This is a genomic window from Burkholderia sp. SJZ089 (genome assembly GCF_007828315.1).
In the GTDB taxonomy this organism is placed as follows: domain Bacteria; phylum Pseudomonadota; class Gammaproteobacteria; order Burkholderiales; family Burkholderiaceae; genus Burkholderia; species Burkholderia gladioli.
This window is the reverse complement of the sequence record NZ_VIUM01000002.1, coordinates 402,749-416,862: the sequence shown is the minus strand read 5'-3', so window position 1 is coordinate 416,862 and position 14,114 is coordinate 402,749. Positions and strand designations below refer to the sequence as shown.

The following is a 14,114-nucleotide window of genomic DNA, read 5'->3' as shown; positions in this document are numbered from 1 at the left end:
CCGACGGTCTAACACTTTTCGGCTCGACATCAAATGGCCGCGCCCATAAATTACTGCTGAAAGCTCGCGTCCCGAATCGGGGTCGACAAGGCGACCCCCGGGCGATCGGCGAGCGGCAAACCGGGTGATCAAAGTGGAACGGGCAAAACGGATAATCGGACGATGCATGGTGGGCGCGGCTGCTGCGCTGCTGGCCTCGCTCGCGTTCGCCCATCCGCCGCACGGCGGCGGCTTCGGCGGCCGTCCCGGCCCCGGTTCCGGCTGGCACGGCGAGGCGCGCGCGGCGCAGCCGCGCTTCGGCGGCGTCAATCGCGGCATGAACGGCGGCGGCCCGCGCTGGGGCTTGCGGCCGATGTCGACGCCGACCTATGGCACGCCTTACAGCGGCCATCCCCAATATGCCGGCACGCCGCAATACGGCGGCGGGCAATACGGCCGTTATCCCGGCAACAGCCCGTATCGCTCGATCAGCGCGAACTCGGGCGGCATGCAACGCCCGGGCCAGTCGGACGGCGCGGTGCGCAGCGGCTCGATTCGCGCCGACGTGGCGCGCTACAACGAGGAACGCGGCGGTGGCCGCCCGCAACCGCAGCCGCGCATGCAGGACAACGGCGGCGGACGCAGTACCTTCTTCTCCTCGTTCTACCGCAACAACTGATTTCCGTTCGCTGCTTCGGCGCCGCCGGCTTCACCGCCCGCGGCGCCGTTCGTCCATCCGGCGCATGAGCGCGCGCGCCTCGCGACATCACCCGTTCCAGGTATCCTGCGACGCTTCCCCTCGCATCCTGTGACGCGGATTTGCCACAGTCCCCGCCTTTTTATCCCGGCCCGCTTTTATCGCCACGACGCTTGCGCTATCTTTCGCGCCTCGCCGGCGTGCCGGCTCGCTCGGGGGGGCGGGCCGGCGCCAGTACCGGCGCCGTGCCCGGCGCGCGGCGGCAAGCCATGCCGCGCGCCGGCCGGGCCCCGGGCCCGCGGCCCTCGAATCACGGCGCCGCTATACCGAACATAAGTGCTCCCAATTTTGACCAGCTTATCGGTCCATGAAGATGGACGGGTCCCACTCGTGCGCGCGCAGCCCGAACAACCACAAGCGCGTCGATTCCCAACGAATTGATTCGGAGATCTCATGAAGTCTTTTGCTCGCCGGGCCAGCTCCGGTGCTTTCGCCTGCGCCGCGTTCGCGGCCTGCGCCGTCGCCACGACGCCCGTTCACGCGCAATCGAGCCTGCAGCTCTACGGCCAGGTCGACGCCTGGATCGGCGCGCAGAAATTCCCCGGCAACCAGACCGCGGTCGGCGTGCAGGGCGGCGGCATGTCGACCTCGTACTGGGGCTTGCGCGGCACCGAGGACCTGGGCGGCGGCTACCGCGCGCTGTTCACGGTCGAGGACTTCTTCCGTCCGCAAAGCGGCAAGTTCGGCCGCTTCGACGGCGACACCTTCTTCGCGCGCAATTCCTACGTCGGGCTCGAGACGCCCTACGGCACGGTGCTGGCGGGGCGCCTGACCACGCATCTGTTCATCTCGACGATCCTGTTCAATCCGCTGATCGACTCGTATGAATTCTCGCCGATGGTCTATCACGTGTTCCTCGGCCTGGGCACCTTCCCCACCTACACGACGGACCAGGGCGTGGTGGGCGATTCGGGCTGGAACAACGCGGTGTCGTATACCACGCCCGATTTCAACGGCTTCAGCGCCAGCGCGATGTACGCGCTCGGCAACCAGTCGGGCGGCAACGGCGCGAAGAAGTGGAGTGGCCAGATGCAGTATTTCCACGGCCCGCTGGCCGCCACCGCCGTCTATCAATACGTGAACTTCAACAACGATCCGGGCGATCTCGGCAGCCTGGTGGCCGGCATGAAGAGCCAGGGCGTGGCGCAGTTCGGCATCAGCTACGACCTGCGTTTCCTGAAGCTCTACGGCCAGTACATGTACACGAGGAACGACGCGCAAAGCGGCAGCTGGCACATCAACACCGCCCAGGGCGGCATGTCGGTGCCGCTCGGCGCGGGCAGCGCGATGGCCTCCTACGCCTATTCGCGCGATGCCGGCGGCCTCGACCAGACGCATCAGACCTGGGCGCTCGGCTACGACTATCCGCTGTCCAAGCGCACCGATCTCTACGTCGCCTACATGTACGATCACCTGTCGAACCAATCGAGCGGCTACACGGCAGGCGGTGGCATGCGCGTGAAATTCTGATCGCATGTCATATGAGCGTACGCAACACGCATCTTGAAATGCATGTTGTTTACCGGCTGATCCGCGCCGAATATCGATGAAAAACCGACGTTTTGCCTTTGTTGACGTTTTGGTTTCGCAGCCTTTGTTACAGTTCTTTGCAATTGTGCAATCGACTGATCAACTGAAACTGAAACGCGAGCGTTTGGCATGGATACCCTCGTCAGCATGAATGTGTTCCGCTATGTCGTCGAAGTCGGCAGCTTCGTCGGCGCGGCGGAGCGCATGCAGATGTCCGCGGCGATGGCGAGCAAGCATGTGATGCACCTCGAGCAGACGCTCGGCGCGCGGCTGCTGCATCGGACCACGCGTCGGGTCGCGCCCACCGAGGCGGGACGCGAATACTACGAGCGCCTGGTGCAGGCGCTGACCGAACTCGACGAGGCGGGCCAGGCCGTCGGCGCGGCCAGCATCGTGCCGCAGGGGCGCCTGCGGGTCACCTCGCTGTCGGCCTTCGGGCTGCGGCACGTGATGAACGCCGTCACCGACTACGCGGCGCGCTACGCCGACGTGACCGTCGAGATCACGCTGTCGGACCGCGTGGTCGAGCTGATCGACGAGGGTTACGACGTGGCGGTGCGCGCCGCGCCGTTCGGGCTGAAGTCCTCCTCGCTGGTGGCGCGCCAGATCGCGACCGCGCATATCCTGCTGGTCGCCTCGCCCGCCTACCTCGAGGAACACGGCACGCCGGCCACGCTGGCCGATCTCGAGCAGCACAACTACCTGCGCCGCGACGCGGGCTCGAGCTCGATCGACGCGCAGGCCTTCGATTCGCGCGTGACGCTGTCGGGCAACCTGATCGTCAACCATCTGGAGGCGCTGCGCGTGGCCGTGCTGAGCGGCAGCGGCATCGCCATGCTCGGCACCGAGGTGGTGGGCGACGACATCGAGGCCGGCCGCCTGGTGCCGCTGCTGCTCGACGTGATGCCGCCGCGCGAACTGCCGATCTATGCCGTCTACGCGAGCCGCCGCCACGTCTCGGCCAAGGTGCGCTCGTTCGTCGACTTCCTCGCCGACCGCTTCTCCGGCCAGGCGCTGTGTCCTTCGATCGACGCCTGGGTGAAGGAGGCGGCCGCGCCGAAGGTGAAGCGCCTCGCGATGCGCTGAAGCGCGTTTGCGCTCGACCATGAAAAACGCCGACCTCGCGTCGGCGTTTTCGTTGGGTGCCTGCAGGGCCGCGCCGCGCGATGCGGCGCGCCGCGATGCTCGCACGCTCAGGCGCGGATCCCGAGCCGCGCGCGCGCCTCGTCGTATTCACGCGTGAGGCGTGCCACCAGCTCGGCCACGCTCGGCACGTCGTCCATCAGGCCTACGCCCTGGCCCGCGCCCCAGATGTCCTTCCAGGCCTTGGCCTTGTCGGAGCCGAAGTTCATCTTCGACTTGTCGGCCTCGGGCAGCGCGTCCGGGTCGAGCCCCGCGTTGACGATGCTCTCGCGGATGTAGTTGCCGTGCACGCCGGTAAACAGGTTGGTGTAGATGATGTCGGCCGATTTCGCGTTGACGATCGCCTGCTTGTAGCTCTCCACCGCGTGCGCCTCGCGGGTGGCGATGAAGCGCGTGCCCATGTAGGCCAGGTCGGCGCCCATCGCCTGCGCGGCCAGGATCGAGCCGCCGTTGGCGATCGAGCCCGACAGCACGATCGGGCCGTCGAAACGCTTGCGCACCTCGCCCACCAGCGCGAACGGCGAGGTGGTGCCGGCATGGCCGCCGGCGCCGGCCGCCACCAGGATCAGGCCGTCCACGCCGGCCTCCAGGGCCTTCTCGGCATGGCGCAGGTTGATCACGTCGTGCAGCACGATGCCGCCGTAGCCGTGCACCGCCTGCACGATCTCGGGCGCCGGCGCGCGCAGGCTGGTGATGAAGATCGGCACCTTGTGCTCGACGCACACGCGCACGTCGTGCTCGAGCCGCACGTTCGACTGGTGGACGATCTGGTTTACCGCGATCGGGCCGACCACCGCCTCCGGATGCCGTTCGCGATGCGCGGCCAGCTCGTCCTCGATCTGCGTGAGCCAACTGTCGAGCAGCTCGGCGGGGCGCGCGTTGAGCGCCGGGAACGAGCCGACGATGCCCGCCTTGCACTGCGCGAGCACCAGCTCGGGGTAACTGACGATGAACATCGGCGAGGCGATGACGGGCAGCGACAGGCGCTGAAGGACGGCGGGCAAGGCCATGGCGAAGTCTCCTGGATCTGTCTGGGCCCGCGCGAGGCGCGGGCGGCCACATGAGTGTAGCGAGGCGGCGCGCCGCGCGCGTCGCGGACCGGCCGGGACGGCGCGGGCCAGTCGTCGCATATTAATACGAACGGTCGTGCGATTGTAGAACCACGAGCCGAACGTTCGTATCGAATGAATCCTCGCTTCTAGGGTTTGCGCCCCGTCACGGCTTGGCGGCGCGGGGCCGGCTCCTACAATGGCGGCTACAACTATTCCACCAGTGAGACATCGCCATGTCGCTAGACGAGTTCGTGCCGTTCTCCGTGACGACAGCGCAGGACGTCGAGATCTTCGGCGTCAAGGGAGGCGCGGGACCGCCGCTGCTGCTGCTGCACGGCCATCCCCAGACCCACCGCATCTGGCATCGCGTGGCAGGCGCCTTGGCGCGGCACTTCAGCGTGATCGCCACCGACCTGCGCGGCTACGGCGCCTCGGCCAAGCCGCCGGGCGAGCCCGATCACGCCAATTATTCGAAACGCGCGATGGCCGCCGACCAGTTGGCCGTGATGCGCCACTTCGGCCACGAGCGCTTCTGCGTCTGCGCGCACGATCGCGGCGCGCGCGTCGCGCATCGGCTGGCGCTCGATCACGGCGACGCGGTCGAGCGCATGATGCTGCTCGACATCGCCCCCACCCTGGCGATGTACGAGAAGACCGACCGCGCCTTCGCCACCGCCTACTTCCACTGGTTCTTCCTGATCCAGCCGGCGCCGCTGCCCGAGACGCTGATCGGCGCGAATCCCGACGTCTATGTCGAGCGCGTGATGGGCGGCCGCTCGGCGGGCCTCGCGCCGTTCGCGCCCGAGGCGCTCGAGGCCTATCGCCATGCGCTGCGCCAGCCCGGCGCGGTGCACGCGATGTGCGAGGACTACCGCGCCTCGGCCACCATCGATCTCGAGCACGACCGCGCCGATCTCGAGCGCGGCACCAAGCTGGCCTGCCCGCTGCGCGTGCTGTGGGGCGCCGAGGGCGTGGTGGCGCGCTGCTTCGATCCGCTGGAGGAATGGCGGGCGGTGGCGCGCGACGTCAGCGGCCGCGCGCTCGACTGCGGGCACTATATTCCGGAGGAGGCGCCCGAGGCGCTGCTCGACGAGATCCTGTCGTTCTTCGAGGCGGGGGAGATGGCGGCCTGAGGCGGCTCGCGAGATGTCGTTTTCGTGACTTTTCGTGACGTGTCGGCCGTTTCGAAAAGCCGGGAAGGCGATGCTCGAACGGGGTTTTCCGCGCAGATTTCGATCTGTAGGGAAACTCCCGATGCGACGCAAAATGCGCGCTCGTATGATGCGCTTAACGTTGATCACGTCAACGGGATTCCACTCTGAGCGCCGTTCAACACTCTTGGTTGAACGGCTTTTTTTTGTTCGCGATTTTGTCCGCGATGCGTCCTCACGCACGCGCCCGCGGCACCAGCAGGTCGCCCATCCCGACCCGATGCAGCATCTCGTTGCGCAGCCGGTCGATCACCGCGAAGCCGACATCCGCGCCGTCCTCGCTCGGGTCGATATGCACGCGGAACGGGCGCTTGCCGAAGGGCAGGTCGACCACCTCGGCCATCGCGCGGGCGACCAGGCCCGCGTCGGCGTCGGCCGGCACGATCGCGGCGAAGGCCTGCTGGATCTTCTCGCCGTAGCCGGCATAGGGGCCGGCCTCGTATTCGGCCTCGACCGCCTTGTCGGCCGGCACCCCCGAATGCGCGAAGTGGTTGGTGCCGGCGGTGAAGGCGCCCGGCACGATGATCGAGGTCTCGATGCCCCAGCGGCTCAGCTCGCGCGCATAGAGCACCGCCACCGTGTCCATCGCGGCCTTGGCGGCGAAGTAGGGCGACAGGTAGGGCGGCGTGCCGCCCGTCACGCTGCTGCTCGACACCCACATCACCAGGCCCTCGCGCTGGCGGCGCAGATGCGGCAGCACCGCCCGGTTCACGCGCTGCGTGCTCAGCACGTTGACGTCGTACAGGTGCGCGTACTGCTCCGGCGTGAAGGCCTCGGCGGGGCCGAAGGCCATGTGGCCGGCGTTGTGCACGATCACGTCGATGCGGCCCGTCTCGGCGATCACCTGCTCGACGGCGCGATCCACCGATTCCTGCGACTGCACGTCGAGCTCGACGCTGCGCAGGTCGACGCCGTGCCGTTTCGCATGCTCGGCGAGGCTGGCCACCTGCGGCGCGTTGCGCCCGGCGATGTCGCGCATCGAGGCATAGACGGTGTGGCCCGAGGCGGCCATCGCCTCGGCGGCGAGGCGCCCGAAACCGCTGGAGGCGCCGGTGATGAGGATGGTCTTGTTCATGATGATGTCCTGTTCGTGCGAGAGGGTTCGTCGTCGATGGAAGGCGCGGGGGCTCAGATGATCCCGCCGTTGACGCGGATGGTCTGACCGTTGATCCAGGCGCCGTCCTGGCCGGTCAGCATGGCCACCGCGTTGGCGATGTCCTCCGGCGTGCCCAGGCGTTCGAGGGGAGCCGCCGCGGCGATCCGGTCGACCAGCTCCTGCGGCTTGCCGTCGAGGAACAACCGGGTGGCGGTCGGCCCCGGCGCGACGGTGTTGACGGTGATGTTGCGCCCGCGCAGTTCCTTGACCAGCACGTGGGTCATCGCCTCGACGCCGGCCTTGCTGGCCGCGTAGACGCCGTAGTTCGGCTGGTACAGGCCGACCACGCTCGACGACAGGTTGACGATCCGCCCGCCGTCGCGCAGCCGGCGCGCGGCCTCGCGCAGCGTGTTGAAGGCGCCCTTGAGGTTGATCGCGATGGTCTGGTCGAACAGCGCGTCGTCGGCGTCGGCGAAGCTGGCGAGCTTCATGATCCCGGCGTTGTTGACCACGATGTCGACGCCGCCGAAGGCGGTCTCGGCGGCCTGGAACATCTGCGCGACGGCCGCCGCGTTGCTGACGTCGGCCTGCGCGGTGACGGCGTGGCCGCCGGCCTGGGTGATCTTCTGCACCAGCGCCTCGGCGGCCGAGACGTTGCCCTGGTAGTTGACGAGCACGGTGACGCCGTCGCGGGCGAGGCGTTCGGCGATGGCCGCGCCGATGCCGCGCGAGGCGCCCGTCACGATGGCCACTTTGCGGTTCGATTCACTCATGATCCTTCTCCTGGTTGGGTTTGCGCCGTGTCTGGCGTTGAGTGAATGATGGACGTCGGCGCCGCGTTGATCATCCGGTTAGAATCGCTCGCACCATTCCATCAACACGAACAATCGATCGGCGCGATCGACCTATCGAACCGGACAAGCGGGGACAGATTTGGACAGCATCGATGCCATGCGGCTCTTCGTGCGGATCGTCGAGCGGCGCAGCTTCACGGCCGCCGCCAACGACACCGACATCCCGCGTTCGACGGCGACCCAGGTGATCCGCCAGATGGAGGACCGGCTCGGCGTGCGGCTGCTGCAGCGAACCACGCGCACCGTCACGCCCACGCTGGACGGCGAAGCCTATTACCGCAGCTGCATGTCGATCCTCGACGACCTGCACGAGGCCGAGGCCGCGCTCGGCGGCAAGCAGCCGCGCGGCATGCTGAGGGTCGACGTGCAGGGCACGCTGGCGCGCCACTTCCTGCTGCCGGCGCTGCCGGAATTCTTCAGGCGTTTCCCCGAGCTGCAGATCACGATGAGCGAGAGCGACCGCTTCATCAACCTGGTCGAGGAGGGCGTGGATTGCGTGCTGCGCTACGGCGTCGTGCAGGACACCGAACTGGTGGCGCGCAAGGTCGCCACGCTGGAGCGGCTGACGGTGGCCGCGCCGGCTTACCTGGAGGCGCATGGGCGGCCCGACAGCATCGAGGCGCTGGAGACCGGCACGCATCGGATGGTGGGGATCCGCACCTTGTCGACCGGGCGCATCACGCCGCTGGAGTTCGTCAGCGAGGGGGACCTGCGGCACGTGGTGCTGCCCGACACGCTGTCGGTGACGGGCCCCGAGAGCTATCTCGACAGCACCCTGCTCGGGCTCGGCATCTCGCAGATGCCGCGCTTCCATATCGAGGCCGATCTCGCCAGCGGCCGCCTCGTCACCCTGCTGGAGAGCACGCCGCCGCCGTCGATGCCGGTCTGGCTGCTCTATCCGCATCGGCGGCAGTTGTCGCCGCGCGTGCGTGCCTTCCTCGACTGGGCCGCGAACGAGTTCACGCGCCGCCAGCGCGATGCGGCGGCGCTCGACGGCGATCCGGGGATGTGAGGGGGGCGGGGCGCAGTGTGACGGGCGCCCCCGCGAACCCGGGCGGGTTCGCTCGACATTCAGGTGGAATTCAAACGCGGTTCGGACGCGATGCCAGCCGGCGAACCCAGGCGGCGTTCAGCCCTGCGCGTCGGCCGGCGGCCCCTCGAATCCGCTCGCCGCGATGCGCGCCAGGATCGCACGCCTGCCCGCGTCGTCCAGATCGCGCCAGGCGGCGATCTCCTCCAGCGTGCGCCCGCAGCCCGCGCACCAGCCGGTGGCGGGCTCGATCCGGCAGATCGCGGTGCAGGGCGAGGCGACGCCGGCCGCCGCCGTGCCCGTCGCCCCGGCAGGCAGGCTCACGCGGCGCCGCGTTGCGCGACGTCGACCACCGGCGCGCGCGTGAGCGACACCAGCTCCTCCGGCGACAGCTCGAACACCGCATGCGGATGACCGGCCGCGGCCCACAGGCTGTCGAAGGCCAGCAGGTCCTTGTCGATCAGCGTCACCGGCTCGACCAGATGGCCGATCGGGCAGACGCCGCCGATCGCGTAGCCGGTGTGGTCGCGCACGAACTTGGCGTCGGCGCGGCCGATCTCGCCCACGTGCGCGGCCACCTTGCGTTCGTCGACGCGGTTCGCGCCGCTGGCGATCACCAGCACCGGCGCGCCGTCGCTCGCGCGGCGAAACAGGATCGACTTGGCGATCTGCGCGACTTGGCAGCCCAGGCCGGCGGCGGCTTCGGCCGAGGTGCGGCCGGTCTCGTCGAGGATCACCACGCCGTGTTCGTGGCCGCGCTCGCGCAGCAGCAGCGCGACGCGGCGCGCGGAATCGGGAAGCTGGTCGATCGGAGTCGGGGTAGGCATGTCGGTTCGGCGTGAATGGATGGGATGGCCGGCGCTCAGGCGCAGGCCGCTTGCGCGTCGCGGCGCTTGACGAGCAGGGCGCGGCCCGCGCGCGAGGCGTTCTCGCGGCCGATCGCGCGCGAGATGAAATCGCCCGCCTCGACCACCTCGCCCAGGTCGATGCCGGTCTCGATGCCGAGCCCCTGCATCAGGTACAGCACGTCCTCGGTGGCGACGTTGCCGGTCGCGCCCTTGGCATAGGGGCAGCCGCCGAGCCCCGCCACCGAGGCGTGGAAGATCTCGATGCCTTCGAGCAGGGCCGCGTGGATGTTGGCCAGCGCCTGCCCGTAGGTGTCGTGGAAGTGGCCCGACAGGCGCTCGCGCGGGAACACCCGCGCCACCTCGGCCATCAGCGCGCGCGTCCGCGCGGCGGTGCCCACACCGATGGTGTCGGCGATGTCGATCTCGTCGCAGCCGAGCGCGGCGAAGCGCTCCACCACGTCGATCACCGCCGCCACCGGCACCTCGCCCTGGTAGGGGCAGCCCAGCGAGCAGGAGATGCTGCCGCGCAGCCGCACGCCGGCATCCTTGGCGGCGCGCGCCACCGGCTCGAAGCGCGCGATGCTCTCGGCGATGCTGCAGTTGATGTTCTTCTGCGAGAAGGCCTCGCTGGCCGCGCCGAAGATCACCACCTCGTCGGCGCGCGCGGCCAGCGCGTTCTCCAGGCCCTTCAGGTTGGGCGTGAGCACCGAGTAGATCGTGCCGGGGCGGCGCGCGATGCCGGCCATCAGCTCGGCGCCGTCGGCCATCTGCGGCACCCATTTCGGCGAGACGAAGGACGCCGCCTCGACGTTGCGGAAGCCGGCCTTCGAGAGCCGGTCGACCAGGGCGATCTTGGTCTCGGTCGGCACGAAGCTCTTTTCGTTCTGCAGGCCGTCGCGCGGTCCGACCTCGACGATCTTCACGGCTGCGGGGTAGGTCATGGCTGTCTCCATCGTTCATCGGCGCGCGGGTAGGCGCCTTGTTGCGGGGTGGTGGCGGTGGCGCACCAGGGGATCGTGATGCGGGGCGCTCGGCGGGCCCTCAGTAGCCGCGCGCCAGGTCGACGATGCCGCCGACCGGTTCGCCGCGCTCGAAGGCGCGGATCTTCGCGGCGATCTGCGCGAGCGCGCTGTCGCGTTCGGTATCGGCCGAGATGTGCGGCGTGATGCTGATGCGCGGATGGCTCCAGAACGGATGGCCGGCCGGCAGCGGTTCCTCGCGCAGCACGTCGAGCAGGGCCGCCTCGATGCGGCCGGCGGCGAGCGCCTCCAGCAGGTCGGCCTCGACCAGGTGCGCGCCGCGCGCCACGTTGATCAGGTAGGCGTGCGGGGCGAGGCGCCGGAAGGTCTCGGCGTTGAGCACGCCCTCGGTATCGGGCGTGCTCGGCAGCAGGTTGACCAGCAGCTTGAGGCCGTCGGCGAAGGCCTCGAAGCCGGCATCGCCGGCGCGCGGCGTGCCGTGGAAGCAGGCGATGCCCTCGATCGATTTCGCGCCGCGGCTGAAGCCGCGCACCGTCAGGCCCAGCCCGGCCAGCGCGCGCGCCACCGGGGTGCCGAGCGCGCCGAGCCCGAGCACGCCGACCGCGAAGTCGCGGCGCGCATGCGCGTCGAGCCGCTGCCAGCGATGCTCGCGCTGCAGCGCGGCGTAGTCGTCGAAGCGGCGCAGGTAGCGCAGCGCGCCATAGGCGATGTACTCGATCATCTGCTGCGCCATGCCGCTGTCCTCGAGCCGCACCAGCGGCACGCCGGCCGGCAGCGTGCCGGGGCGCTCGCGCTCCAGGGCCAGCAGCGCGTCGACGCCGGCGCCGAGGTTGAACACCGCCTTCAGGCCCTCGCGCGGCGCCAGCATCTCGGCGGGCGGGCGCCACACCAGCGCGTAGTCGGCGCGCGCCGTGTCGCCGGGCTGCCAGGCGCGCAGCGTCGCTTCGGGCAGCCGCGCGCGCAGCTCGCGCTGCCATTCGTCGAAATCACCGTTGATGTAGTGGAACAGGATCTGCATGATCGTCGTCGGGCTTGCGTGGCGCGCCGGTGCGGCGGGCGCGCGAAACGGTAAGGGGCTGCTGTCTGGCTGGCGCCGGGATCGTCCCGGTCTTGTGTCGCGCGCACATGTGGCCGGGAATCGACATCGGATTCCACATCGGAATCCGGCCCCGTCGCGCGGAAACGGCCATTCTACGGCGTCGTGCGATCTGGCGCCGCAGCGTCGAAATTGCTAAGCAGGAAAAATTGGTTCGCCGGGCCCGGCACGCGGCCGACAATCGATCCGGGTTCGACCGCTAGCGAGGGAGATGCGATGTCCAACTGCAGCAAATCGGCGTGGCCGCCGCGTGTCGTGACCGTGCCCGGCCTGCATGGCAGCGAGGGCGCCCACTGGCAGTCCTGGCTGGAGCGTCAGTTCGCGCGCACGCTGCGCATCGAGCAGGACGACTGGGAGGCACCGCATCTGGCGCGCTGGGCCAATGCGGTGCGCGATACGCTGGCGCGCGAACGCGGGCCCTTCGTGCTGGCCGCGCACAGCTTCGGCTGCCTGGCCGCGGCCCACGCGCTGCTGCGCGGCGACCTGGCCGCGGACGTGGCCGGCGTGCTGTTCGTGGCGCCCGCCAGCCCGGCCAAGTTCGCCTTCGCCGGCAGCTTCGAGGCGCGCCGCCTGTCGGTGCCCTCGATCCTGATCGGCAGCGAGACCGATCCCTGGATGGCGCTGGCCGACGCGCGCGAGCTGGCGCGCCATCTGGGCAGCGCCTTCGTCAATCTCGGCGACGCGGGCCATATCAATACCGCGGCGGGCTTCGGGCCCTGGCCGCGTGCCAAGTACTTCATCGATACGCTGGTCCATTGCGCGGCGCCGCAGCGCTTTCGCGAGGACGAGGAAGGCGGGCGGCTCGAGCGTCGCGCGCCGAGCCTGCCGCAGCGCGCGCCGGCCTTCGCGATCTGAGCGGCGCGCGCGCCGCCCGTCACACGCCGGTTCCGCCGATTCCCGAAGTGCCTCGCGCGCTTCAGCCGCGCGAGCGCGTATTGCCCGCGCCCGAATCGGGCAGGCGGCTGGGCGGGATGCCCGAGGGCGGGCCGGCGTCGCCGTTTGCATCGCCGTTCGGCGCGCCGCCGGGCGGCACCGCCGAGCCTGGGTTGCCGGGGCCGCCGGGTGGCGGTTCGGCCTCCGAGGCGCCTTGCGCGGGCGGGTAGTGGACCACCGGCGGCGCCAGCGGCGGTTGCCCCGAGGCCGGTACCGGCGCGGAGGAGGCGGCGCCGCCGTTGAACGCGCTGGCCTCGCCGCCGCTCGCCGAGGGCGACGAGGCCGCATCGGCGGGCGGGGCCGGGTGCGAATCGTCGCTGCAGGCGGCCAGCATCAGCGTGATCGACAGGACGGACAGGGCAGCCGCTCGGAACATCTCGGATCTCCTTGGCGCGGGCGGTTGAGGGCGGGCCATAGTATCGCCCGCCGGTGCGACGCGCGCGTGAAGCCCGGCGCGAGCGTGCCGCGCCGCCTGGCTCAGGCCGTCAACGCCGCCTCGGTCCGCCGAACCGTCTCGATCACGCGCCGCATCTTCTCCACCCGCGCCTCGCCGGCCGGCACGAAGGGCAGCCGCAAGGCGTTCGCGCACCAGCCCTCGTCGGCCAGCGCGGCCTTCACCGGCGCCGGGTTCGGTTCCTCGAACAGCACCTGCACCAGCGGCTGCAGCGCCACCGCGAGCCGCCGCGCCTCGGCCAGCTCGCCGGCCAGGATCCGCTCGCGCACCCGTACGTGCAGGGCCGGGAACAGGTGCGCCGAGCTCGCGATCGCGCCGTGCGCGCCCACGCAATGCGCCGCGAAGTTCTGGTTGTCGTCGCCGGAGAACACGCGCAGCGGCGTCTCGTGCACGAGCCGCATCATCCGGTCGATCGAGCCGCCGCATTCCTTGATGCCGGCGATCCGCGCGTCCTCGGCCAGTGCCTTCAAGGTATCGAGCTCGACGTTCACCCCGGTGCGATACGGGATGTTGTAGACCAGCAGCGGCAGGTCGGCGGCTTGCGCGAGCGCCTCGAAGTGGCGGCGGATGCCGTCCTGGGTCGGCCGCACATAGGTGGGCGGCGTGACCAGCAGGCCGTCGGGCGCGAGCGCGGCCAGCTCGCGCGCGCGTTGCACCGCGCCGCGCGTCGCGCTGTGCGAGAGCCCCAGCACGATCGGCGCGGCCGGCACGGCGGCGCGCAGCGTGGCGAACACGGCGCCCTGCTCGTCGGCGTCGAGCAGGGCGCCCTCGCCGGTGGTCGCGCAGGCGACGAAGCCGGCGATGCCGGCCTGGCCGTAATGCCGGGCGAGCCGCGCGAGCGCGTCGTGATCGACGGCCTCGCCCGCGAAGGGCGTGACGATCGGCAGCCAGATACCGGAAAAATCGATGGACATGCAAAACCTCGGTCGGGAACGTGGTGATGGAGGGAACGTTCCGCCGGCGGGCGCCGGACCGGGGAGTGGCAGGGTCGAGCGACCCAGGTGGATTCCCGTCCGGCTTCACGCCTGACGGGACGCGACTCCCCGTCAGTCGAGAAGTCGTTTTTTCAGTTTCAGCACGGCTGCGCGCGCGGCCACGGCGGCCGACCCGGACGAGGCGGCGCGAAGCTGGCAGGGCGACAGGAGCGAAAT

15 protein-coding genes are annotated in these 14,114 nt (G+C 70.0%); 6 read left to right on the top strand and 9 right to left on the bottom strand.

The window, feature by feature from the left end:
• Positions 1–166: 166 nt before the first annotated feature.
• From FB600_RS04915 to FB600_RS04905, 3 genes are all read left to right on the top strand, one after another.
• Complete coding sequence (locus tag FB600_RS04915; RefSeq protein ID WP_025098670.1) at positions 167–658, top strand: hypothetical protein; 492 nt, start codon at positions 167–169, stop codon at positions 656–658.
• A gap of 471 nt (positions 659–1,129) precedes the next feature.
• A complete protein-coding gene (locus FB600_RS04910) occupies positions 1,130–2,206 on the top strand; it encodes a porin (RefSeq protein WP_145756322.1) in 1,077 nt (358 codons plus the stop codon).
• A gap of 189 nt (positions 2,207–2,395) precedes the next feature.
• Complete coding sequence (locus tag FB600_RS04905) at positions 2,396–3,352, top strand: LysR family transcriptional regulator (protein ID WP_013699575.1); 957 nt, start codon at positions 2,396–2,398, stop codon at positions 3,350–3,352.
• 107 nt (positions 3,353–3,459) lie between these two features.
• Here the strand turns inward: FB600_RS04905 and FB600_RS04900 are convergent, their stop codons facing one another.
• Positions 3,460–4,419 (bottom strand): NAD(P)H-dependent flavin oxidoreductase, encoded by a 960-nt coding sequence (locus FB600_RS04900; protein ID WP_098153545.1) that lies wholly within the window; start codon positions 4,417–4,419, stop codon positions 3,460–3,462.
• Positions 4,420–4,694: 275 nt separating this feature from the next.
• On the opposite strand from FB600_RS04900, the gene FB600_RS04895 reads away from it, so the two are divergent.
• The gene (locus FB600_RS04895) at positions 4,695–5,594 is read left to right on the top strand and encodes an alpha/beta fold hydrolase (protein ID WP_013699573.1); all 900 of its coding nucleotides are present in this window, start codon (positions 4,695–4,697) and stop codon (positions 5,592–5,594) included.
• 253 nt (positions 5,595–5,847) lie between these two features.
• Here FB600_RS04895 and FB600_RS04890 read toward each other — a convergent pair whose 3' ends face one another.
• Both FB600_RS04890 and FB600_RS04885 read right to left on the bottom strand, forming a co-directional pair.
• The gene (locus tag FB600_RS04890; protein WP_096750101.1) at positions 5,848–6,747 is read right to left on the bottom strand and encodes an SDR family oxidoreductase; all 900 of its coding nucleotides are present in this window, start codon (positions 6,745–6,747) and stop codon (positions 5,848–5,850) included.
• A 53-nt stretch (positions 6,748–6,800) separates the two neighbouring features.
• Positions 6,801–7,541, bottom strand: a complete 741-nt coding sequence (locus tag FB600_RS04885) for an SDR family oxidoreductase (protein ID WP_046581829.1) — start codon at positions 7,539–7,541, stop codon at positions 6,801–6,803.
• Positions 7,542–7,701: 160 nt separating this feature from the next.
• Here FB600_RS04885 and FB600_RS04880 point away from each other — a divergent pair, with 160 nt between their 5' ends.
• A complete protein-coding gene (locus tag FB600_RS04880; protein WP_145756321.1) occupies positions 7,702–8,634 on the top strand; it encodes a LysR family transcriptional regulator in 933 nt (310 codons plus the stop codon).
• Positions 8,635–8,751: 117 nt separating this feature from the next.
• On the opposite strand, the gene FB600_RS04875 is transcribed toward FB600_RS04880, so the two are convergent.
• From FB600_RS04875 to FB600_RS04860, 4 genes are all read right to left on the bottom strand, one after another.
• Complete coding sequence (locus FB600_RS04875; protein WP_145756320.1) at positions 8,752–8,976, bottom strand: DUF1289 domain-containing protein; 225 nt, start codon at positions 8,974–8,976, stop codon at positions 8,752–8,754.
• Positions 8,973–9,479 carry a YbaK/EbsC family protein gene (locus FB600_RS04870; protein WP_036037702.1) on the bottom strand — a complete coding sequence of 169 codons (507 nt, stop codon included), beginning with the start codon at positions 9,477–9,479 and terminating at the stop codon, positions 8,973–8,975. Before FB600_RS04870 ends, FB600_RS04875 begins: the two co-directional genes overlap by 4 nt.
• A 35-nt stretch (positions 9,480–9,514) precedes the next feature.
• Positions 9,515–10,441 carry a hydroxymethylglutaryl-CoA lyase gene (locus FB600_RS04865; protein ID WP_060002768.1) on the bottom strand — a complete coding sequence of 309 codons (927 nt, stop codon included), beginning with the start codon at positions 10,439–10,441 and terminating at the stop codon, positions 9,515–9,517.
• 100 nt (positions 10,442–10,541) lie between these two features.
• Positions 10,542–11,498, bottom strand: coding sequence for a 2-hydroxyacid dehydrogenase (locus tag FB600_RS04860; protein WP_013699566.1), 957 nt, complete (start codon positions 11,496–11,498; stop codon positions 10,542–10,544).
• A 294-nt stretch (positions 11,499–11,792) separates the two neighbouring features.
• Here FB600_RS04860 and FB600_RS04855 point away from each other — a divergent pair, with 294 nt between their 5' ends.
• Positions 11,793–12,431 carry an RBBP9/YdeN family alpha/beta hydrolase gene (locus FB600_RS04855; protein ID WP_098181512.1) on the top strand — a complete coding sequence of 213 codons (639 nt, stop codon included), beginning with the start codon at positions 11,793–11,795 and terminating at the stop codon, positions 12,429–12,431.
• A gap of 61 nt (positions 12,432–12,492) precedes the next feature.
• Here the strand turns inward: FB600_RS04855 and FB600_RS37630 are convergent, their stop codons facing one another.
• Both FB600_RS37630 and dapA read right to left on the bottom strand, forming a co-directional pair.
• The gene (locus tag FB600_RS37630) at positions 12,493–12,885 is read right to left on the bottom strand and encodes a hypothetical protein (RefSeq protein WP_098153548.1); all 393 of its coding nucleotides are present in this window, start codon (positions 12,883–12,885) and stop codon (positions 12,493–12,495) included.
• A 101-nt stretch (positions 12,886–12,986) separates the two neighbouring features.
• Positions 12,987–13,877: a 4-hydroxy-tetrahydrodipicolinate synthase gene (gene dapA / locus FB600_RS04845; RefSeq protein WP_145756319.1), complete on the bottom strand. Its 891-nt coding sequence runs from the start codon at positions 13,875–13,877 to the stop codon at positions 12,987–12,989.
• Between the last annotated feature and the right edge of the window lie 237 nt (positions 13,878–14,114).

Bases quoted from the DNA above. Each gene is read 5' to 3' on its own strand.
- FB600_RS04915 (WP_025098670.1), top strand. From the start codon at position 167: ATGGTGGGCGCGGCTGCTGCGCTGCTGGCCTCGCTCGCGTTCGCCCAT.
- FB600_RS04910 (WP_145756322.1), top strand. From the start codon at position 1,130: ATGAAGTCTTTTGCTCGCCGGGCCAGCTCCGGTGCTTTCGCCTGCGCC.
- FB600_RS04905 (WP_013699575.1), top strand. From the start codon at position 2,396: ATGGATACCCTCGTCAGCATGAATGTGTTCCGCTATGTCGTCGAAGTC.
- FB600_RS04900 (WP_098153545.1), bottom strand. From the start codon at position 4,419: ATGGCCTTGCCCGCCGTCCTTCAGCGCCTGTCGCTGCCCGTCATCGCC.
- FB600_RS04895 (WP_013699573.1), top strand. From the start codon at position 4,695: ATGTCGCTAGACGAGTTCGTGCCGTTCTCCGTGACGACAGCGCAGGAC.
- FB600_RS04890 (WP_096750101.1), bottom strand. From the start codon at position 6,747: ATGAACAAGACCATCCTCATCACCGGCGCCTCCAGCGGTTTCGGGCGC.
- FB600_RS04885 (WP_046581829.1), bottom strand. From the start codon at position 7,541: ATGAGTGAATCGAACCGCAAAGTGGCCATCGTGACGGGCGCCTCGCGC.
- FB600_RS04870 (WP_036037702.1), bottom strand. From the start codon at position 9,479: ATGCCTACCCCGACTCCGATCGACCAGCTTCCCGATTCCGCGCGCCGC.
- FB600_RS04865 (WP_060002768.1), bottom strand. From the start codon at position 10,441: ATGACCTACCCCGCAGCCGTGAAGATCGTCGAGGTCGGACCGCGCGAC.
- FB600_RS04860 (WP_013699566.1), bottom strand. From the start codon at position 11,498: ATGCAGATCCTGTTCCACTACATCAACGGTGATTTCGACGAATGGCAG.
- FB600_RS04855 (WP_098181512.1), top strand. From the start codon at position 11,793: ATGTCCAACTGCAGCAAATCGGCGTGGCCGCCGCGTGTCGTGACCGTG.
- FB600_RS37630 (WP_098153548.1), bottom strand. From the start codon at position 12,885: ATGTTCCGAGCGGCTGCCCTGTCCGTCCTGTCGATCACGCTGATGCTG.
- dapA (WP_145756319.1), bottom strand. From the start codon at position 13,877: ATGTCCATCGATTTTTCCGGTATCTGGCTGCCGATCGTCACGCCCTTC.